The organism is Achromobacter sp. MFA1 R4, from assembly GCF_900156745.1.
Lineage (GTDB): Bacteria > Pseudomonadota > Gammaproteobacteria > Burkholderiales > Burkholderiaceae_B > Achromobacter.
The window spans coordinates 4,292,667-4,313,022 of record NZ_LT707065.1 but is presented as its reverse complement, the minus strand read 5'-3'; the positions used below and the strand labels follow the sequence as shown (position 1 = coordinate 4,313,022).

At 66.7% G+C, this 20,356-nt stretch carries 15 protein-coding genes; 4 read left to right on the top strand and 11 right to left on the bottom strand.

What is annotated here, in order from left to right:
* Positions 1-94 precede the first annotated feature (94 nt).
* Positions 95-2,800, top strand: a complete 2,706-nt coding sequence (acnA, locus tag BXA00_RS19760; RefSeq protein WP_076520133.1) for an aconitate hydratase AcnA — start codon at positions 95-97, stop codon at positions 2,798-2,800.
* Between the two features lie 121 nt (positions 2,801-2,921).
* Here the strand turns inward: acnA and BXA00_RS19755 are convergent, their stop codons facing one another.
* A complete protein-coding gene (locus BXA00_RS19755) occupies positions 2,922-3,695 on the bottom strand; it encodes a class III extradiol ring-cleavage dioxygenase (protein ID WP_076520132.1) in 774 nt (257 codons plus the stop codon).
* Positions 3,696-3,952: 257 nt separating this feature from the next.
* On the opposite strand from BXA00_RS19755, the gene BXA00_RS19750 reads away from it, so the two are divergent.
* The 3 genes from BXA00_RS19750 to efp all read left to right on the top strand — a co-directional run bounded on the left by BXA00_RS19750 (position 3,953) and on the right by efp (position 6,963).
* Positions 3,953-5,155 carry a DUF2863 family protein gene (locus BXA00_RS19750; protein ID WP_076520131.1) on the top strand — a complete coding sequence of 401 codons (1,203 nt, stop codon included), beginning with the start codon at positions 3,953-3,955 and terminating at the stop codon, positions 5,153-5,155.
* A gap of 6 nt (positions 5,156-5,161) precedes the next feature.
* Positions 5,162-6,274, top strand: a complete 1,113-nt coding sequence (gene earP / locus BXA00_RS19745) for an elongation factor P maturation arginine rhamnosyltransferase EarP (RefSeq protein ID WP_076520130.1) — start codon at positions 5,162-5,164, stop codon at positions 6,272-6,274.
* Between the two features lie 128 nt (positions 6,275-6,402).
* Positions 6,403-6,963, top strand: coding sequence for an elongation factor P (gene efp, locus BXA00_RS19740; protein WP_006220534.1), 561 nt, complete (start codon positions 6,403-6,405; stop codon positions 6,961-6,963).
* A 66-nt stretch (positions 6,964-7,029) separates the two neighbouring features.
* On the opposite strand, the gene BXA00_RS19735 is transcribed toward efp, so the two are convergent.
* From BXA00_RS19735 to BXA00_RS19690, 10 genes are all read right to left on the bottom strand, one after another.
* On the bottom strand, positions 7,030-7,938 hold the full coding sequence (locus tag BXA00_RS19735; RefSeq protein ID WP_076520129.1) for a hypothetical protein: 909 nt from the start codon (positions 7,936-7,938) through the stop codon (positions 7,030-7,032).
* Positions 7,938-9,017 (bottom strand): type IV toxin-antitoxin system AbiEi family antitoxin, encoded by a 1,080-nt coding sequence (locus tag BXA00_RS19730; protein ID WP_076520128.1) that lies wholly within the window; start codon positions 9,015-9,017, stop codon positions 7,938-7,940. Before BXA00_RS19730 ends, BXA00_RS19735 begins: the two co-directional genes overlap by 1 nt.
* A 143-nt stretch (positions 9,018-9,160) precedes the next feature.
* Positions 9,161-9,619 (bottom strand): DUF1178 family protein, encoded by a 459-nt coding sequence (locus BXA00_RS19725; protein WP_076520127.1) that lies wholly within the window; start codon positions 9,617-9,619, stop codon positions 9,161-9,163.
* A 109-nt stretch (positions 9,620-9,728) separates the two neighbouring features.
* A complete protein-coding gene (locus BXA00_RS19720; protein ID WP_076520126.1) occupies positions 9,729-11,420 on the bottom strand; it encodes an ABC transporter ATP-binding protein in 1,692 nt (563 codons plus the stop codon).
* The gene (locus BXA00_RS19715; RefSeq protein WP_076520125.1) at positions 11,417-12,928 is read right to left on the bottom strand and encodes an ABC transporter permease; all 1,512 of its coding nucleotides are present in this window, start codon (positions 12,926-12,928) and stop codon (positions 11,417-11,419) included. Before BXA00_RS19715 ends, BXA00_RS19720 begins: the two co-directional genes overlap by 4 nt.
* Before the next feature lie 5 nt (positions 12,929-12,933).
* Positions 12,934-13,911, bottom strand: coding sequence for an ABC transporter permease (locus BXA00_RS19710; protein ID WP_076520124.1), 978 nt, complete (start codon positions 13,909-13,911; stop codon positions 12,934-12,936).
* Positions 13,908-16,151 carry an ABC transporter substrate-binding protein gene (locus BXA00_RS19705; protein ID WP_076520123.1) on the bottom strand — a complete coding sequence of 748 codons (2,244 nt, stop codon included), beginning with the start codon at positions 16,149-16,151 and terminating at the stop codon, positions 13,908-13,910. Before BXA00_RS19705 ends, BXA00_RS19710 begins: the two co-directional genes overlap by 4 nt.
* 121 nt (positions 16,152-16,272) lie before the next feature.
* The gene (locus tag BXA00_RS19700; RefSeq protein WP_076520122.1) at positions 16,273-16,941 is read right to left on the bottom strand and encodes a thermonuclease family protein; all 669 of its coding nucleotides are present in this window, start codon (positions 16,939-16,941) and stop codon (positions 16,273-16,275) included.
* 113 nt (positions 16,942-17,054) lie between these two features.
* Complete coding sequence (locus tag BXA00_RS19695) at positions 17,055-18,065, bottom strand: magnesium and cobalt transport protein CorA (RefSeq protein WP_076520121.1); 1,011 nt, start codon at positions 18,063-18,065, stop codon at positions 17,055-17,057.
* A gap of 84 nt (positions 18,066-18,149) precedes the next feature.
* The gene (locus BXA00_RS19690) at positions 18,150-20,279 is read right to left on the bottom strand and encodes an ATP-dependent helicase (protein WP_076522021.1); all 2,130 of its coding nucleotides are present in this window, start codon (positions 20,277-20,279) and stop codon (positions 18,150-18,152) included.
* Positions 20,280-20,356 lie beyond the last annotated feature (77 nt).

The window sequence follows — 20,356 nt, the reverse complement described above, 5'->3', positions numbered from 1 at the left end:
TAGCCCCTCGGCAAACTTGTCCCTGAGACAATGACAAACGCGCCGAAACGCTTGAAAATGCCGCCTTCAGCTGGGCAAAACCACGGAGTCCATCATGCCGCACAACACCCTAGACACACTCAAGAATTTCAAGATCGGCAACAAGTCCTGTCAGTACTACTCGCTGCCGGCGCTGGGCAAATCGCTCGGCATCGACGTGCAGCGGCTGCCGGTCTCCATCCGCATCGTGCTGGAGTCCGTGCTGCGCAACTGCGACGGCAAGAAGGTCACTGAAGAACACGTCCGGCAGCTCGCCAACTGGCAGGCCAACGCCAAGCGCGAAGATGAAATTCCCTTTGTGGTCGCCCGGGTCGTGCTGCAGGATTTCACCGGTGTGCCGCTGCTGGCCGACATCGCCGCCATGCGTTCCGTGGCCGACAAGATGGGCAAGAGCCCCAAGAGCATCGAGCCCCTGGTGCCGGTGGACCTGGTGGTGGACCACTCGGTCATGATCGACTACTTTGGCACCAAGAACGCGCTGGACCTGAACATGAAGCTGGAGTTCAAGCGCAACCAGGAGCGCTACCAGTTCATGAAGTGGGGCATGCAGGCGTTCGACACCTTCGGCGTCGTGCCCCCGGGCTTCGGCATCGTTCACCAGGTCAACCTGGAATACCTGGCGCGCGGCGTGCACCAGGACAAGCAGAACAACGTCTACTACCCGGACTCGCTGGTGGGCACCGACAGCCACACCACCATGATCAACGGCATCGGCGTGGTCGGCTGGGGCGTGGGCGGCATCGAAGCCGAAGCCGGCATGCTGGGCCAGCCCGTCTACTTCCTGACGCCCGACGTGGTGGGTGTCGAGCTCAAGGGCCAGTTGCGCGGCGGCGTCACCGCCACCGACCTGGTGCTGACCATCACCGAAATGCTGCGCCGTGAAAAGGTCGTGGGCAAGTTCGTCGAATTCTGCGGCGAAGGCACCGCCAGCCTGACCGTGGCCGAACGCGCCACCATCGGCAACATGGCGCCGGAGTATGGCGCGACCATGGGCTTTTTCCCGGTCGACGAACGCACCATCGACTACTTCCGCGGCACCGGCCGCACCGAAGAGGAAATCGCCGCCTTCGAAGCCTACTTCAAGGCACAGAGAATGTTCGGCATTCCCTCGGCGCAGGACATCAATTTCACCAAGCTGCTGACGCTGGACCTGTCCACCGTCGCGCCCTCGCTGGCCGGCCCGAAGCGCCCGCAGGACCGCATCGAAATCGGCAACGTCAAGAACACCTTCATCGACCTGTTCTCCAAGCCGGTTGCGGAAAACGGCTTCAACCAGCCCGCCGAAAAGCTGGACCAGACCTTCACCACCAGCGCCGGCACCAAGATCAAGAACGGCGACATCCTGATCGCCGCCATCACGTCCTGCACCAACACGTCCAACCCCAGCGTCCTGCTGGCGGCCGGCCTCTTGGCCAAGAAGGCCGTGGAAGCCGGCCTGACCGTGCCCAAGCACATCAAGACCTCGCTGGCGCCTGGCTCCCGCGTGGTCACCGAGTACCTGACCAAGACCGGCCTGCTGCCGTACCTGGAAAAGCTGGGCTTCGACGTGGCGGCCTATGGCTGCACGACCTGCATCGGCAACGCGGGCGACCTCACCCCGGACCTGAACGAAGCCATCACCAGCAACGACCTGATCTGCTCGGCCGTGCTGTCGGGCAACCGCAACTTCGAGGCCCGCATCCATCCGAACATCAAGGCCAACTTCCTGGCCTCGCCGCCGCTGGTCGTGGCCTATGCGCTGGCCGGCACCGTCACGCGCGACCTGATGACCGAACCGGTCGGCCGCGGCAAGAACGGCGACGTGTGGCTGGGCAACATCTGGCCGACCACCGAGGAAATCAACGCCCTGCTGAAGTACGCGCTGGATCCCGAAGCCTTCGAGGCCAACTACGGCCAGGTCAAGAGCAACCCCGGCAAGCTCTGGGAAAACATCAAGGGCGTCACGGGCGACACCTACAACTGGCCCGATTCCACGTACATCGCCGAACCGCCCTTCTTCGAAGGCTTCGGCATGACGCCGGGCGCGATGCCCACGGTCAAGGGCGCGCGCGCGCTGGGCGTCTTCGGCGACTCGGTCACCACCGACCACATTTCGCCGGCCGGTTCCATCAAGGAAACCTCGCCCGCGGGCAAGTGGCTCAAGGAGCACGGCGTCATGAAGGCCGACTTCAACAGCTACGGTTCGCGTCGCGGCAACCATGAAATCATGATGCGCGGCACCTTCGCCAACGTGCGCATCAAGAACCTCATGATCCCGTCGCTGCCCGACGGCAGCCGCTTCGAAGGCGGCGAGACCCTGTTCCAGCCCACCGGCGAACAGATGTCGATCTACGACGCGGCCATGAAGTACGTGGCTGCCGGCACTCCCACCGTCGTGTTCGGCGGTGAAGAGTACGGCACCGGCTCCTCGCGCGACTGGGCCGCCAAGGGCACCCAGCTGCTGGGCGTCAAGGCCGTCATCGCCCGCAGCTTCGAGCGCATCCACCGCAGCAACCTGGTGGGCATGGGCGTGCTGCCCCTGCAGTTCAAGGGCGGCGACAGCGTCCAGTCGCTGGGCATCACCGGCGAAGAAACGTACGACATCTCCGGCCTGGAAAACGGCATCAAGCCGATGCAGGACGTGACGCTGACGATCACGCGCAAGGACGGCTCCAAACAGGACGTGACCGTGCTGCTGCGCATCGACACGCCGATCGAGGTCGATTACTACCAGCACGGCGGCATCCTGCCCTTCGTGCTGCGCCAGTTGCTCGCGGCCTGATCCTCGACGGTTGCAGCGAAGTACAAGCGCCCCGGGACCTTGCGGTTCCGGGGCGTTTTTCATTGATGGCATGGGTGTCAGACACCCATCGGACGACACCCCTTCGACGCCCGGCGCCCGATCAATCGAACTGATACGCGTCCATCGCCAGCGCGCCGTAAGACACTTCATCGTTCAGTCGCGTGGCCACCGGCCCGCCCGCCCCCAGCGCCACGTACAGCGGCATCAGGTGGTCGTCGTGCGGATGCGCCTGCAGGGCACCCGGCGCCTGCGCCTGCCAGTCCAGCAGCGCGGGCACGTCATGCCCGGCCAGCTTCTCGGCATACCACGCCTGAAAGCCCGGCACGTAGTCCACCGCCGGCGCGTTCTGCGGCATGCGGATGTGGCGCAGGTTGTGCGTCAGCGATCCCGACCCGATGATGAGGATGTCTTCGTCGCGCAGCGGCGCGAGCGCGCGGCCCAGTTCCAACTGCCCGGCCGCATCGCGGCCCATGTCCAGCGAAAGCTGCACGACGGGCACGTCCACGTCCGGATACAGGTATCGCAGCGGCACCCACGCGCCGTGGTCGAGCGGACGCCGCGGATCCCGGTCCGCCGCGATGCCGGACTGCGACAGCAGGGCCTGCACGCGCGCGGCCAGTTCCGGCGAGCCCGGCGCGGCGTATTGCAGGGTGTAGAGTTCGGGCGGAAAGCCGCCAAAATCGTGCCAGGCGACTTGCTGGTCGCGGGTGGACAGCGCCAGGCCCTCGCCCATCCAGTGCGGCGAGATCACCAGGATGGCGCGGGGCTTGCGGCCCTGCGCGGCGCTCCAGTCCGCGAGCGCGGGGCCGGTCTTGCCGGGTTCGACGGCCAACATGGGAGAACCATGGGAAACGAAAAGCGTAGGCCAGCGCATGGCGGTGCCTCCAGGAATGTATCGATGCCCTCATTTTCGGCCGATTCAATCCAGCAATAAACCCCCGGCACGGAGATAATCTGTTGCCAACACAGCATCAATGCAGCACCAATCAGGCGCGAAGCGGCCGCCGCGCGGTTGAGGCGACCCAGCCGGCAAGACCGCAGCCACCCGCCAAGGGAAGGGCGGCCGCCCCGCCGCAGGTGCCGGGCGTTAAACTACGTCGTTACACACTGAATGGACGTTCCCCGAAAGTTATGGCCCGATCCCGCAGCCAATCCGCTCCCCGCATGACCCGTGAGGCCACTCGTCTGGTCGCGCTTGCCCAGGCGTTGAACCGCTCGGGCAGCCGTGTCGAAGACGTGTTCTGGGAGACCCAGCTTGGCGAAGCGATTCCGAAGCTGCTCAAGGCAAGCCAGGATGCCCCGCTCGAAGCGGCGCTGGACCACCTTGCCCAAAGCGACGTGGGCGCCTACGAGGTCTTGATCGAACAGGCCGAAACCTTGTCCGAATCGATGAAGATCGAAAAAAACGGCGTCCGTTACGACGTGCTGCTGATCGTCGCGCCCATCGTCGCCTGGACCCGCTACGCCATTCCCACCGGCCCCATTTCCGCCAGCGCCCAGCAAGCCCTGCTGGCGCAACTGCATGGACACGTCCTTTCCAGCACGGCCCGCACCGCGCTGATGCCCGTGCTGGTCAGCGTGGACCAGATGCCGCGCACGTTCTCCGAGACCTGGCAATGGCTCCAGCGCCTGGGGTCGCAGGCACTGGGGGCAGAAACCACCAAGCCGGCGCTCAACACGGACACCGAGACCGCCAACATGCTGGCCGACACGCGCTACATCGTCGGCGCCGTGGCCGTGGCCGAAGGCGCACCGATCTTCCGCTGGCAGGAACACCTGGGCGACGCCGAGGCAAGCCGCGACGCCTGCCTCGCGCAATGGGCCGCCCAGGCGCAGCCCACCCTGGCCGCCCTGCTTCCCGGCTGCGGCTTCGAAACCCTGCTGCCCGACGCCTACTACGTCAGCAACCGCGAAGCCGATCGCCAGGTGCGTCCGCTGTCGCTGCGCGCGGCGGTCAGCTGGCTGGAGGGCGCCGTCAACCTGGAAGCCTCGCAATTGCGGGCCGTCGTGGCCGGCTGCGGCGAAGGCCGTATCGACGAATACCGCATCGGCTTCACGGCGCGCAACAGCAACGACGTGTACTACGGCTGCGTCTGGCCCCTGTACGGTCGCGAGGAAGACGTGGTCATGGACGAAGGTCAGCCGGACGTGGTCGACGAGATCGCGGCCCTGCTCAAGGAATACGGCGTCACCGACGTGCGCCGCATCCCCGGGGTGCTGCCGCCCGAGTACTGCGAAGACTGCGGCGCGCCCTACTTCCCGAATCCCCTGGGCGAACTGGTGCATGCCGAATTGCCCGAGGACGCCGAAGCGGCCCCCGCGCAGTTCCACTGAGCGGCCATGCAAGCGGACATCTTCTGCCGCGTCGTCGACAACTACGGCGACGTCGGCGTGTGCTGGCGCCTGGCGCGCCAGCTTGCGCGCGACCGCGGCTGGGACGTCCGCCTGTGGGTCGATGACCTTGAAAGCTTTGCGCACATCCAGCCCGGCCTGGCCCCCACGGCGCCCCGCCAGCGGCTGGCCGGCGTGGACGTCCTGCATTGGACCGACGCGCCCGATCCGGCGCTCTGCGCACGCGACGTGGTGATCGAAGCCTTCGCCTGCGATCCGCCCGCGACCTTCATCGCGTCGATGCGCCGCACCCACCCGGTCTGGATCAACCTGGAATACCTGAGCGCCGAATCCTGGGTCGAAAGCTGCCACGGGCTCCCGTCGCAGCGGCCGGACGGCCTGGTAAAGCATTTCTTCTTTCCTGGCTTCACGGCCGCCACCGGCGGCCTGCTGCGCGAGCCCGGGCTGTCGGCCGAACGCGATGCATTGCAGGCGTCGGCTCCGCTTCAGGACAGCTTCCTGCGCGCGGTGGGCGTGCCGGAAGATGCGCTCGCCCTGCGGCAGGCGGGCGCCCGCACCGTGTCCCTGTTTTGCTACCCCTCCGCCCCGGCCGCCGAACTGGCCCAGGCCCTGGCGGCCGACCCGCGTCCGACCGTCCTGCTGGTCCCGCAGGGCGTGGCCCCGGCCCTGGAGTCGGCCTGCGGGGCGCCCGGCGCGCCCCGCGTGGTCCGCCTGCCCTTCATCGCCCAGCCGGACTACGACCGGCTGCTGTGGTGCGCCGACCTCAATTTCGTGCGCGGCGAAGACTCCTTCGTCCGCGCGGCCTGGGCCGCGCGTCCGCTGGTCTGGCAGATCTATCCCCAGGAAGAAAACGTCCACCTGGAGAAGCTGGACGCCTGGCTCGCCCGCTATCCGGCCCCGGAACCGGCGCATGCGCTGATCCGGGCCTGGAACCAGCCCCAGCCCGGCCGCACCGCCGCCGCCTGCGCCGACGCGCTGGCGCCGGCGGCGTGGCAGGCCTGGCTCGACGCCGCCCGCCAGTGGGACGCCTGCCAATCGGCGCTGCCCGGCCTGGCCGAAAATCTGGCCGTTTTTTGCACAGAGTTAGCCAAGAAACGCTAGAATAGAGAGTTTTCCGAGTTGCCCTGAATCTGTCGGGCCTCAACTATGACGCCTCCCGGGGTGTGCACAAGTCCATTGCGGCTTTTGCTAGCACGGCGAGCGCACCCATCACCCCCGGAGTTTTATCGATGAAAACCGCTCAGGAATTGCGAGTCGGCAACGTGGTCATGGTCGGCAAGGATCCCCTCGTGGTCCAGAAGGCCGAATACAACAAGTCGGGCCGCAACGCGGCCGTCGTCAAGCTGAAGTTCAAGAACCTGCTGACCGCCTCGGCCAGCGAATCGGTCTACAAGGCTGACGAAAAGTTCGAAGTCGTCCAACTGGATCGCAAGGAATGCACGTATTCCTACTTCGGCGACCCGATGTACGTCTTCATGGACGAAGAGTACAACCAGTACGAAATCGAAGCCGAAAGCATGGGCGACGCCCTGAACTACCTGGAAGAAGCGATGCCCGTGGAAGTGGTCTTCTACGACGGCCGCGCCATCTCGGTTGAACTGCCCACCACCATCGTTCGCGAAATCACCTACACCGAACCCGCCGTCCGTGGCGACACCTCGGGCAAGGTGACCAAGCCGGCCAAGATCAACACCGGCTACGAACTGAACGTGCCGCTGTTCTGCGCCATCGGCGACAAGATCGAAATCGACACCCGCACGAACGAATACCGCAGCCGCGTCAACAACTGATCCGGCCCAGCGCAAAAAAGCCAGACCTTGCGGTCTGGCTTTTTTTTCGGCCGGCGGACGGCCACGCTAAGTGAGTGCCGGGCCGATTCGAGAAAGAAGCCGTTCGATCACGTCGCTGGCCTGCCGCTGCCGCAACATCCTTGCCTCGCGCTGCTCTGGCTCGTCGCCCTCACCCAGCTCGAACTTAGCGACCGACACGGGACCGTCCTTGCGATAGCCTTCGGCGGTCGCATCGCTCGCGAAGCGACTGCGCAGGATCGCCAAAGAGGCCTCCACAACGCCCCTATGCCTGCCCTCGCGCTCCTTGTGAAACGCCGCAGCCACGGCATCCAGTCCTTCGGACGCATGCTCGATGCAATAGACCAGATCGTGGGCATCCTTGCGTTCGAAGCGCTGATCGAATGCAAACACCTTCAGACAGGTAAAGCTCACCAGGTTCGCATGCTTGATCCGTTCTGTGGCGATTCCATTGCCGCCCAATAGTTCGGCCTGAATCTCGGTGACTTGATGAAGGTCGAAAACAATGGACAAATAGGGAATATTCAATGCAGAGATCGTGCCATCGGTCGGCAATGGCTGTACCTTGCCGCCGGCGATCTCCGGCGCGTCCGCCAGCAACTCCAACACCATCAGCGCGCCATGTTCAGTGCGGGTCTGCCACCGCCAGGACAACTTTGCACCGGCGGCGTTCTCGGCTCGCTCGAAGCCCATCTTCTTCAGGTTGTCTTCGAGTGTGTGATACGCATCGGTGTCGGCCAGGATCTGCAGGTCGATCACGAGGTCCACGTCCAGCGTTCCAGCGTGCGCAGGCACAACCGGGGGACGAGCCGCAACGAGATATCGCGGCGTCAGCCCCCCGATCAGATAGATCGAATCTTTCCACGGTCCCAGTCCCCGCAGCAACGTCACGAGGAGACGTTCGCAGTCCGTCGTGTACTGGTCGCTATAGCCATCCAACGTCGCGGGCTTTGCCATCAGAAACCGATCCTCTCCTGGCGCAGGTGCTGGGCCATTTCCTTGGCGCGGCCTTCTGCCTGCAGCAGATCGAGATACACCTGGACCGGACTGGCCAGCCAGACATCGCCAACGTGTCGCCGGAAAAGCAGCGCTCCGGCCGAGGTCGAATCGACGACCGCGAGGTTAGCGCCTTCATTGACGACACGCGCGCCCAACTCGGCCATTGCCAACTCGGCGCCAGGTCCGGGCTGCAGTCGAACGCGCACCTGGGAAATACCGGACAAGAACGGCGCATAGCGCTGCGCAGCCGCTTCGTAGCTCACCGCGTAATCCACCTGATGCGCATCGCAAGACTGAGCGAGCCGTTCGATCAACGCCTCGGACTTCAGAGCGGGCACAAAATACCGGCGCTGCGCCGGCGCCGGCTGCGTGGCGACCTGTTTTGCCCACGCATCGAGCAACGCAGCCGGTTCGCGGAGATGGCGCGTCTTATTGGGCCCTTGCCCACGCGACTCCAGCCAATCGAACCGCTCCAGCTGACTTAACACGTCCGAGGCGGTAGATGGCGCCACCTGCGCACGACCAGCCACGTCGTTAACGCCAAACCATTTATCGTGATCGTCCAGGAGGGCGTGCAAGACCTGGGCACGCCGCGACGAGAACAGCGACCGGACCGACTTGTCCAGCACCTTCGGCGCCGGCCTGTCGATGTAGATGAAGGCACCCGCGGCCGGCAGGAACAGGCTTCCGCCGCTATCGAAGTAGCCGACCCGCTCGCTTCTGAGCAGTTCTTTCGCCCCGCTTGAAAGCGACTCCGCCACCAGCAGAGGCTGGACATCGGCGTTTTGGCCCGGCTGTAGCGACCTCAATTGCCACAGCCATTGACGCGCATCCCGGGGATAGACGGACTTCTTGACCTCGACCAGCAGAACGACCGACTTGCCCGCGACCCGCAGATCGATCCTGGCATCGACAGGGTTGGCGCCCTGCACCCCAGGTGCTGCCCGGGTCGACGCCACGCGCACGTCAGGCAACGCCTGGAGTGACTCCAGGAGCTGTCCGATCAACGCCTGTTCCGGCACGGTAGTTTTCGACATGAGGGCCGCTGTTCTCAACTGGGCGAAAATCAGGAATGTCGGGAGAATATAGCGAATATTCGGCGAAATACATATATTCGCTGCACAGCGAAAAAGCCAAAATCACTGCATAAGCCGGTCCCACGCCTCCCGCAGCCGGCCCCTTACTGCAGGCGTTCGTCGTCCAGGAAGTCCGGCACGGCCATGACGTCGATGCCGTCTTCGGCCAGGGATTCGCGTTCTTCGCGGGTGGCGGTGCCACGGATGGGGCGGTCGTCGGCGTCGCCTTCGTGGATGCGACGGGCTTCCTCGGCGAAGCGGGGGCCGACGTTTTCGGTGTTGCGCACCAGGGCGCGCACCTGGCGCATGACGGCGGCTTGCAGGGCCGCCATTTTTTCGGCGTCGGATCCGCCGGCGGGCGCGGGCGGCTGGGCTGCCGGCGCGTGCAGGTGGGCCACGTTCAGGCGGGGCGCGGACAGGCGCTTGGTAATGCTGGCCGACCCGCAGACCGGGCACGTGACGAGGCCACGCGCCTGTTGCGCGTCGTAGTCGTCGTGCGACGAGAACCAGCCTTCGAAGACGTGGCTGTGGTCGCACTGAAGGTCAAAAACTTTGAGGGCCATGGCAGGAATATGAGGTTCTGTACGCAGAATACAAGATCCTGCGCCGCCCAGGCAGCCCGCCGGGGCCTGCGCGCCCGGGCGGCTACCGGAAGCGGTCTGAAAACTGCGTTCAGGCAGTTTCGGGAGGCCCGAAATGCAGCCGCGGCACCGCGGCCAGCAACCGCCTCGTGACCTCCTGGCGCGGCGCCAGCAGGACCGATTCGGCCTGGCCCAGTTCGACGATGCGGCCCTTGTCCATGACCGCGATGCGATCCGCCAGGTACTCGACCACGCCGAAATTGTGCGTGATGAACAGGTAGGCGATGCCCAGCTCGGCCTGCAGCTCGCGCAGCAGGTCCAGGATCTGCGCCTGCACCGAGACATCCAGCGCGGACGTGGGCTCGTCGCAGATCAGAACCTTGGGTTCGACGGCCAGCGCGCGCGCGATGGCGATGCGCTGGCGCTGGCCGCCCGAGAACTCATGCGGGTAGCGCGTCAGCGTGTTGGCGGGCAGCCCCACCCGCTCGATGAGCTGGGCCGCGTGCTTCTCACGGGCCTGGCTGCTCATGTCGCGCTTGAGCGATGCCAGCCCCTCGTCCAGGATTTCTCCGATGCGCATGCGCGGGTCCAGCGACGCGTACGGGTCCTGGAACACGATCTGAATGTCCTGCCGCAGCCGCTGGAGCTGGCGACGGTCGGCGGACAACAGGTCCTGCCCCTGCAGCATGGCGCGACCGGACACGTGCGCGCCGTCGATCAGGCGCAGCAGCGCCTTGCCCGTGGTGGTCTTGCCGCAGCCGGATTCGCCCAGGAGCGCCAGCGTTTCGCCGGCCCGCAGCGTGAACGTCACGCCGTCCACGGCCTTGACCCAGGACACGATGCGGCGCAGCGGCCCCTTGCGCACCGGGTAGTGGACCTTCAGGTCTTGCACGTCCAGCACCACGCCCGCGGGGCGCGGCTGCGTGCCCTGCCGGCCTTCCTGCGCGGCGGCCGCGCGTCCCTGTTCGGTCAGCGGCACGCCGCGCTTGTCGAACGTGGGAATGGCCTCGAAGAGCTGGCGGGCGTAGGGATGCCGCGGCGCGCGGAAGAATTCCTCGGCGCTGGCGCTTTCGACGATCTCGCCGCCGCGCATCAGCGCGACATGGTGCGCCACGTTCTTGACCACCGCCAGGTCGTGGGTGATGAGCAGGACCGCCATGCCCATTTCCTGCTGGATGCTGGCCAGCAGGTCCAGCACCTGCGCCTGCACCGTCACGTCCAGCGCGGTGGTGGGCTCGTCCGCGATCAGCAGCACGGGCTCGGCCGCCAACGCGATGGCGATCATGACGCGCTGCTTCTGGCCGCCGGAGAACTGGAAGGGATAATCGTCGATGCGGCGCTCGGGCTCGGGGATCCCGACCCGGCGCAGCCAGTCGATGGCGCGGGCTCGCGCCGCGGCGCCGCGCAGGGGCGTGTGCGCGGTGAGCGTCTCGATGATCTGATCGCCCACGCGCATGACCGGATTCAGGCTGGTGGACGGCTCCTGGAAGATGATGCCGATGCGTCCGCCGCGCACCCCGCGCATGGCGCTTTCAGGCAGGCGGTTCAGGTCTTCGCCGTCCAGGTCGATCTGCCCGCCGACGATGCGGCCCGCATCCGGCAACAGGCGCAGCAGCGCCAGCGCGGTCATGCTCTTGCCGCAGCCGGATTCGCCGACCAGCGCGAAGGTCTCGCGCTTTGATATGGCCAGCTGCAGGCGCTTGACCGCATGCGTCATGCCGCTTTCGCCCGCGACGTCCACGTCCAGGCCCTGCACGGTCAGCAATGGCGTGTCGTGGCTCATGGCGCCTCCCCGGTCTTGGAGGCGCGCGCGTCCGCCGCCAGCATCGTGCCCGGACGGCGGCCCATGAAGCCCAGGCGCGCCAGGCGGCTGGGCTTGAATCGCCGGGTGCGCGGATCGAACGCGTCGCGCACCGCGTCCGCGAACAGGTTGGCGGCCAGCACCAGCGCCAGCATGAAGATGAAAGCGGTCATCAGGTTCCACCAGATCATGGGGTCGCGCGACATTTCCAGGCGCGCGCCGTCGATCATCGAGCCGAAGGAATTCATGCTGGGATCCACGCCGATGCCCAGGTACGACAGCACGGCCTCGTACAGGACGAGGCCCGAGAATTCCAGCACCACGGTGATCAGCACCAGGTGGGCCACGTTGGGCAGCAGGTGGCGCGTCATGATGCGCCAGTGCGAGACGCCGAAGGCGCGCGCGGCCTGCACGTATTCCAGCTCGCGCAGCTTGAGGGTTTCAGCGCGCAGCAGGCGGCACAGGCCCGCCCAGCCCGTCAGCCCGAGGATCATGCACAGCAGGAACAGGCGCAGGTCGGCGCGGGCGGCGGAGGTGTCGAAGAGGTCCGAATGGTTGTCGATGTACACCTGCATCATCAACGCGCAGGCGGCCACCAGCAGCACGCCGGGGATCGAGGTGATGGTGGTGTACAGGTACTGGATGGCGTCGTCGACCTTGCCCTTGAAATAGCCGGCCGCGATGCCGAAGACGATGGCCGGCGGCAGCATCGCCAGCGTGGTGAGGCTGCCGATGACCAGCGCCGTGCGGATGCTTTTGAGCGCCTGCCACAGCACGTCGTTGCCGATGCGGTCGGTGCCCAGCGCGTGATAACCACTGGACAGGCCGGCCAGCGCGCCCACGGCCAGGCACAGCAGGGCGAAAGTGATCGTCATGGCGCGCCAGGGGATGTCGGCGCGGCCGGCGAGCAGTTCCTCGGCCGCATGGGAGGCCGAGCCGGTGGCGCGCGTCAGGCACGCGAACAGCAGGACCGCGCCCGCCAGCGCGACCCCCAGCCCGGCGGCCAGCCCCCACCCCAGCCGCATGGCGATGTCGCCGGCGCGCTCCTGGCCGGGATCGGTCAGGTGCAGGGCGGCGCCGCGCAGGCGCGGAAAATCGCGCACTGGCTTGTCGTTCACCAGCATGGTCTCTTTGGTGAACTGGTGGGCGGCCAGCGGTTCGGAATAGGTTTTCTCGGGCCGGGTCAGCACCGTGCCGGCCAGCAGGCCGTCCAGCGCGGATTGCACGGCCGGCGCGTAGACCGGCGGGGCGTCGGCCGCCGCGCCCGGCGCGGGCGGCAGCAGCGGGCGATAGTGCACCGAGTCCAGCAGGCCGACCACCGAAAAGGCGACCAGGATGACGGCCGAGCACATGGCGGGCGTGTCGCGGGCCACGCGCGCCCAGGTGGCGCGCAGGTTGGCGCTGCGGCGCACGCGCCAGATGTAAGCCAGCGCGCCCGCCACCATCAGCCACAGCGCGATATCGGTCCAGAGGAAGACGAACTTGGGCATGGCGGCTACTCGAAACGCACGCGGGGGTCGGCCAGCGTGTAGGAAATGTCGGCCAGGATCAGCCCCACGATGTAGAGCGCCGCGCCCAGGAACACCATGGCGCGCACGATGGAGAAGTCTTGCGCGTTGATGGCGTCGATGGTGTAGCTGCCCAGCCCCGGAATGCCGAAGAAGGACTCCGCGATCAGGCTGCCCATGAACAGCAGCGGCAGCGCGGCCACCGTGCTGGTCAGGATGGGCAGCATGGCGTTGCGCAGCACGTGGCGAAACAGCACGACGCGCTCGGCCAGCCCCTTGGACCGCGCGGTGCGCACGTAGTCCTTGCCGATTTCCTCAAGAAACAGGGTGCGGTAGAAGCGCGCTTCGGGCCCCAGCCGCGAGACGATCGCGACCAGCACCGGCAGCGCCAGGAACTTGACGACATCCAGCCCGCCCGAGTAGCCCGAGAACGGCACCAGCCGCAGCAGCTTGGCAAAGACCCATTGGCCCGCGATGATGTAAAACAGGCTTGATATCGAAAGCAGCATCACGCACAGCACGACGCCCCAGAAGTCCAGCCGCGTGGCCCGGAAATACACCAGCGTGAGCGAAAAGACGATGCTGGCGAACAGCCCCAGGAAAAACGTGGGCACGGCCAGCGCCAGGCTGGGCCCCATGCGCGTCTTGATCTCGCGGCCGATGTCGCGGCCGCCGTCGGACGAGCCGAAGTCCATGACCAGCAGCGGCACCGAGCGCTGGTAGAACACGGTCTCGGTAAGCCGCCCCGCGCCCTGGGCCTGGGCGTTGAAAAAGAGCGGCTTGTCGTAGCCGCGCTCAGCCTTCCATTTTTCGACGGCGTCCTGGCTGACGCGCTGCCCGCCGATGGCCAGCCGCGCCATGTCGTCCGGCGTGTTGACCGCGAAGAACAGGATGAAGGTAAAGAGATTGACGCCGATCAGAATCAGCACGCCATACAACAGCCGGCGTATCACATAGCCGATCATGATTGATGCTCCTTGCGTTCAGGCGGCACGAACGCCGTCTGGCGCTCGCGCCGCTTGAGCGCCACGTACGAAGGCCAGATCGCCAGCACCAGCAGCAGGATGAAGACGCCGATGGGCCACCAGATGGGCGAGTTCCATTCGTCGATCTTCTGCTGCCGCAGCGCCGGGTCGATCTTCATGTATTGCAGGGTATTGCGCACCATCTGCGTGGGCTTGGCGTTGCCGACCCACTGCTGGTAGGCGCCGCCGGACATCGGGAAGTAGCCGAACATCCACGGTGCGTCGCGCTGCACGATGGCGATCATCTCGGCGATCAGCGCGGCCTTTTCGGGGCCGTCGTCCAGGAATTTCATCTGCTCGAACAGCCGGTCGAACTCCGGGCTGGAATAGTTGGCGGCGTTCTCGCCCCCGCCCTTGGCCTTGGCGTTCGGGCCGTAGAGCAGGAAGAGGAAGTTCTCGGCGTCGGGGTAGTCGGCGTTCCAGCCCCACAGGAAGAGCTGCGCGGACCCGCGCAGCATCTTGTCCTGGAAACGGTTGTAGTCGGTGGCCCGCACGTCCAGCTGCACGCCGATCTTGGCGAGCTGGCGGCGCATCCAGTCGAACTGCGGGTTGGACCCGCCGCCGGACATGGAATCGAAATACAGCACCAGCGGCGCCCCTGTCTCGGCATTGCGGCCGTCGGGATAGCCGGCCTCGGCGAGCAGGCGCCTGGCAACGTCGATGGACTTGCGCACCGGCTTGCCGTCGACCAGGTCATAGACCACCGGGTTGATGCCCTCGGGCGGCTCGCGGTAGCCCAGCACGCCCGGCGGCACCGGCCCGTAGGCCACGGACGCCTGGCTGTTTTCGAACACCGCCACGTATTCTTCCCAGTCGAAGGCGATGCTGATGGCCTGGCGCAGCTTGCGGTTGCGCGCCTGCTGCTCGGGCGTGTCGCCCTTGCCCACCACCGGGTCCAGCCAGTTAAAGCCCATGTACCAGTTCGCGGTCTCGACCGTGGTGGGCAGCTTGATGCCGTGCTCTTGATACTTGCGCGCCTTGTCCTGGCTGTCGCCGGCCGCCACCAGCATGGCAACGCCGTATTCGCCGCGCTCGATCTGCGGCACGTCGTAGTAGCCCTGCATGAACTTGCCGGTCAGCGGAATGGCTTCCTTTTCGACGCTGAATTCCGCGCGGTCGATGAAGGGCGTGGGCTTGCCGCAATCGGCCAGCAGGCCCGCCGCCTGGTCGCCGGGCTCGCCTTCGCAGGGATAGGGTTCGCCGTGGTAGTTGGGATTGCGGCCCAGCACGTGGCGGCGGTTCTGCAGCGACTCCACCAGCATGTACGGCCCGGTGCCCACCGGCCACGTGTTCAGCGAGAGGTCGTGCGCGGCCATGCCGGGCTGGCTGTAGAAGCGGTCGGCCTCCCACGGGATGGGCGCGGTGAACGTCATGGCCAGCCAGTACTTGAACTGCGGGTACTTGCCATCGACGCGGATGCGCAGCGTGTGCGGATCCAGGGCCTCCACGCCTTTGAAGCCGTCGTCTTCGCGCAGATCCAGCCACGGCGGCGTGCCGGCGCCGCCGGGCATGTCGCGCCGCAATTCCTGGTCGCGCTTGCGCAGGCGGTCGCCGTAGTCTTTCAGGCCCTGCACGTGCTCGGACATGAGCGAATAGATGGGCGACACCACGCGCGGGCTGGCAAGGCGGCGGAAGGCGTAGACGTAATCGTCGGCCGTCAGCTCGCGCGTGCCCGTCAGCGGGAAATCGGGAATGTAGAACTTGTCGTCCAGTTCGCCGGGGGCCAGCGGGTAGTACGCATAACTGCCGTCCGGCTTGCGGGCAAAGGCGGGATGCGGCGCGAAACGGATGCCGGGCCGGATCTTGATGTCGTAGATGCTTTGCGCGATCTGCTCGCCGGGCGCGTCCGCGGGCAGCGTGTTGCCCTGGGCGTCCAGGTACACCGGCGGGTCGATCGAGGCCGCCGCGCGCGGCACCAGTTCATACGGCCGCTTCAGGTAGTGATACCCGTAGAGCGGCTCGTAGATGTTGTAGGTGTAGGGGGTTTCGTCGCCGGAATAGGAGCTGGCCGGGTCCAGGTACTTGGGAGAGCGTTTGACGAACGCGGAATAAAGCGTGTTCTGGCTTTCTGCGCCGGATGGATACGGGCTGTTGATGGGGCTTTCCTGCGAGCAGCCCGCCAACGCCAGCGACAGCGACAGCAGCATGGCCGACGCCCAGAGCCGCTTCATTACACCCATGGAAACCTTCCGTTCGTTTCGTAGCGTCAGAGGATAGCAAACGCGGGGCCCCGCCAGTACCCTGGCATCCACCTAGGGCCGGCGCCCGACTGGCTGGCGGCGACGGCCCGGCTGGCCGCTTTCAGCCGCATTGGCGCTGCCGCCAGCAGTCATAGCGCCATTTCCAGGGCTGCGTGGCGTCCGGACGCGCCCACAGCCCGCGGCCGGCCGCCTTGGCCTGGCGTTGCAGGTCGGGCATGGCCTTGTCGCGCAGATAATCACCCTTGCGGGCCGTGTAGGCCCAGGCGTAGCCGGCCTCGACCTGTACCCGGTTGGCGGAGCGGCCGTCCTCCAGGATCAGCGCGCAGACGTCGCGGCCATACTGGTCCTGTTCATAGCATTGGGCGGTGAGCGTCTTGCCGGCCACGAGGCTGGCCAGGTGCTTGCGCGCGGCCTCGGCGTCGGGCTGGCCGGGCTGGTCGGCGCCGTGGCCTTCTTCGGGCGCGTCGATGCTGTCCATGCGGATGCGCCGCTGGCCGTCCGGCGCGCGCAGCGTCACGGTATCGCCGTCCGCCACGTTGACGATCGTGCCGGTGAGCGTATAGCTGCCCTGCGGCACCCCGCCCGCCGCCGCGCCCGGGGCTTTGCCCGGCGCCGGGGACGCGGGCGCCTGCGCGCGCCCGGCCGGGCGCTGCGTAGCGGGATCCTGCGGCTGCAGCCAGTTGATGAGGGCGCCGGCCGCCGCGAGGATCAGGGCAACGACGAGGGCGGTCAGCTTGCCGCCGCCGCGAAAGGGAGGTTTGCCACGCACCGGCCGGACTCCATATTCAAGAACGCAGGGAGTTTGCCACAAGCCGGCTGCGGTATCGGGGGCACCGTGACGTTCGGGGCGTCAGACACCGGGTCAGACACCGGGAGAGAGACTCAAAGCCAGCCGGATTTCCGGAACCGCCAATACAGCACCGAGCATACCGACGCGATCACGCCCAGCGTGATGGGATACCCCCACGGCGACTTCAGTTCGGGCATGAACTCGAAATTCATGCCGTAGATGCCGGCGATGGCGGTGGGCACCGCCAGGATGGCGGCCCAGGACGCCAGCTTGCGCGTCGTGTCGTTCTGCGCGGCCTGCCCGATCATCAGGCTGGCTTCGAATGCGAAGGCCAGCGACTCGCGCAGCGAATTGAACAGCTCGTCCACGCGCAGCACGCGGTCGGCCACTTCGCCAAAATAAGGCCGCGCGTGTTCATCGACGGCGGACATCTCCACGCGCGCCAGCCGGCGGCAGATCTCGGCCAGCGGCGACACGACGGTGTGGATGCGCAGGAGGTCCCGGCGCTGCCGGTACAGCCTGCGGATGTCGGCGTCCTTCGCGCCGCGGATCAGCAGCTTCTGCTCCGCGCCTTCGACCACGCTTTCGATCTTGACCGCCGCCGCGACATAGCGGTCCACCAGCCAGTCCAGCAGTTCGGACGCCACGTAGTCGCTGCCGCGCTTGAGCAGGTCGGGCGAGGCCTCCAGGCGCTCGCGCAAGGGGCTGTGGCCGGCGGTCGCGCCGCGCCGCACCGTGACCAGGAAGCCGTCGCCGATGAGGAACTGCGTCTCGCCGAAGATGGGGCGCTCGGCCTCGACCTCGACCGTGGCGGCGACGATCAGGATCATGTTGCCGTAGTCGATGATCTTCGGGCGCCGGTGCGCTTCCAGCATTTCTTCCTGGTTCTTGTCACAGGCGCCCAGCTCGCGCGCCACCTTGGCCAGCGTGTCCGGATGGGGATTGCGCAGGCCGATCCACAGCATGCTCTGCCCCTGCCGCTGGCTGACGTACTGGCCGGCTTGTTCGATGGGAACTTCGCGGTCACGCCGTCCGTTCACGTAGGCGATCGACGCCACCACTTCGCCCTTGGGCGCGTCGGCGGGCTGCTCTTCAATAGACATAGACATCCTCGGACAAATCGATCCCTGCCGCATAGCATGTGTTGATCGGCCGATGATAGCCCAGCCCGCCCGCGGACCGCGGGTTCAGAAGAGGTTGCGCACCCGTTTGGCCACGTCGATGCGCGGGGCCTGCGGTTCGCGCGGTTCGGCCCGCCCGGGGGGCAGGTCGGGCAGCTTGGGCAGGTGGTCAAAGAGCGGCAGCATGGCGTTGGTGATGAAGCGCGTGCGCGACCCGTAGACGTGGCGGTCGCCCATGCCGGTCTGCTGGTGCACGTAGAAGCGCTGCGGCACGACCAGCTGCAGCCGTTCCCTGGCCCGCGTCATGGCCACGTACAGCAGCCGGCGCTCTTCTTCGATCTCGTCGGCGGTGCCGGTGCTCATGTCGGACGGAATGCAGCCGTCCACCACGTTCAGCACGTAGACCGCCTTCCATTCCTGGCCCTTGGCGGAATGGATGGTGGACAGGATCATGTAGTCCTCGTCGCGCAGCGGTGCGCCGGATTCGTCGCTGGTGGCGTCGGGCGGGTCCAGCGTCAGCTCGGTCAGAAAGCGCTCGCGCGACGGATAGCCCGAGGCGATGCGCACGAGCTGGTCCAGGTCGGTCTTGCGCACCCGCGCATCGTCGTACAGGCGTTCGAGCTGGCCGCTGTACCAGCGCAAGGCCAGGTCCACGTCGGCGGGCCACTTCAACGTCGGGTCGCACAGCGCGGCGTACGTGTCGGCAAACGCGCCCCACTCTTCCTGGGCTGCCGCCCCCGGCTTGAATTCGCGCAGCGTGCGCAGCGGTTCGGCGGACGCGGACATCGCGTCCATCAGCTTGCCGGCCGTGGCCGGCCCGATGCCGGGCATCAGCTGCGCGACCCGGAAGCCCGCCATGCGGCCGCGCGGGTTCTCGGCCCAGCGCAGGATCGACAGCAGGTCCTTGACGTGCGCCGCTTCCAGGAAACGCAAGCCGCCGAACTTGACGAAGGGGATGTTGCGGCGGGTCAGCTCCAGTTCCAGCGCGGCGCTGTGGCTGGCGGTGCGAAACAGCGCCGCCTGCGACTTGAGCGTGGCGCCGCCCTCGCGCTGGGCCAGCACCTGGTCGGCCACCCAGCGCGCCTGCCCGGCTTCGTCGCTGACCGTCACCAGCTCGGGAAGCTGCGAGGATTTGCGGTCGGTCCACAGGTCCTTGGCGTAGCGTTCGGTCGCCTGCGCGATCACGGCGTTGGACGCGGTCAGGATGGGCTGGGTGGAGCGATAGTTGCGATCCAGCGTGATGACGCGCGCGGGCGCGGGAAACTGGTTGGGAAAGTCCAGGATGTTGCGCACCGTGGCCGCGCGGAAGGAATAGATGGACTGGGCATCGTCGCCCACCACCGTCAGGCCGCGGCCGTCGGGCTTCATGGCCAGCAGGATGGCGGACTGCAGGCGGTTCGTGTCCTGGTATTCGTCCACCAGGACGTGATCGAAGCGCGCGCCCACGTCGCCCGCGATTTCCGGGTCCGACATCATTTCGGACCAATAGAGCAGCAGATCGTCGTAGTCCAGCACCTGCTGGTCCTGCTTGGCCGCGACGTACGCGCGGAACAGGGTCTTCAGTTCGTCTTCCCATTGGGCGCACCACGGAAAGGCGGTCTTGAGCACGTCGCCCACCGGCGTCTGGCTGTTCACCACCCGCGAATAGATGGCCAGGCACGTGCCCTTGAGCGGAAAGCGCGACTTGGTGGAGGACAGCCCCAGTTCATGGCGCACCATGCCCATCAGGTCCTCGGCGTCGCCGCGGTCGTGGATGGTGAAGGCCTCGGACAGGCCGATGCGCTGCGCGCAATCGCGCAGCAGCCGCGCACCGATCGCGTGGAAGGTGCCCGCCCACGGCAGCGACGGCGCCTGCTGCGAGGACCGCAGGTTCATCACCCGCTGCAGCACCGAGCCCACGCGCCGTTCCATTTCCAGCGCCGCGCGGCGCGAGAAGGTCAGGAGCAGCATGCGCTGCGGATCCGCGCCGTTCAGGATGAGGTGCGCGACGCGGTGGGCCAGCGTGTTGGTCTTGCCGGACCCCGCCCCCGCGATCACGAGCAAGGGGCCGTCATCGCCCGGCGCGCCGGCCACGCCGAACTCGGCCGCCTCGCGCTGGGCGGGGTTCAGGTCGGCCAGCGGGTCGGGACGTTCGGCCGGGCGGCCGGCGGGCCGTTCGTTGTCGGAGGATTCGGTGAGATGAGCTTGGTCTGGCATGTCGCGGTGCCGCAGCGCTACGGCCGCAAAAAAGGAAGGAGCCAGGGTCTGGCTCCGGATGAACACTGTATATTTAT

Bases quoted from the DNA above. Each gene is read 5' to 3' on its own strand.
- BXA00_RS19690 (WP_076522021.1), bottom strand. From the start codon at position 20,279: ATGCCAGACCAAGCTCATCTCACCGAATCCTCCGACAACGAACGGCCC.
- BXA00_RS19710 (WP_076520124.1), bottom strand. From the start codon at position 13,911: ATGATCGGCTATGTGATACGCCGGCTGTTGTATGGCGTGCTGATTCTG.
- BXA00_RS19725 (WP_076520127.1), bottom strand. From the start codon at position 9,619: ATGGCCCTCAAAGTTTTTGACCTTCAGTGCGACCACAGCCACGTCTTC.
- BXA00_RS19695 (WP_076520121.1), bottom strand. From the start codon at position 18,065: ATGTCTATTGAAGAGCAGCCCGCCGACGCGCCCAAGGGCGAAGTGGTG.
- acnA (WP_076520133.1), top strand. From the start codon at position 95: ATGCCGCACAACACCCTAGACACACTCAAGAATTTCAAGATCGGCAAC.
- BXA00_RS19705 (WP_076520123.1), bottom strand. From the start codon at position 16,151: ATGGGTGTAATGAAGCGGCTCTGGGCGTCGGCCATGCTGCTGTCGCTG.
- BXA00_RS19755 (WP_076520132.1), bottom strand. From the start codon at position 3,695: ATGCGCTGGCCTACGCTTTTCGTTTCCCATGGTTCTCCCATGTTGGCC.
- BXA00_RS19720 (WP_076520126.1), bottom strand. From the start codon at position 11,420: ATGAGCCACGACACGCCATTGCTGACCGTGCAGGGCCTGGACGTGGAC.
- BXA00_RS19735 (WP_076520129.1), bottom strand. From the start codon at position 7,938: ATGGCAAAGCCCGCGACGTTGGATGGCTATAGCGACCAGTACACGACG.
- earP (WP_076520130.1), top strand. From the start codon at position 5,162: ATGCAAGCGGACATCTTCTGCCGCGTCGTCGACAACTACGGCGACGTC.
- BXA00_RS19730 (WP_076520128.1), bottom strand. From the start codon at position 9,017: ATGTCGAAAACTACCGTGCCGGAACAGGCGTTGATCGGACAGCTCCTG.
- efp (WP_006220534.1), top strand. From the start codon at position 6,403: ATGAAAACCGCTCAGGAATTGCGAGTCGGCAACGTGGTCATGGTCGGC.
- BXA00_RS19715 (WP_076520125.1), bottom strand. From the start codon at position 12,928: ATGCCCAAGTTCGTCTTCCTCTGGACCGATATCGCGCTGTGGCTGATG.
- BXA00_RS19750 (WP_076520131.1), top strand. From the start codon at position 3,953: ATGGCCCGATCCCGCAGCCAATCCGCTCCCCGCATGACCCGTGAGGCC.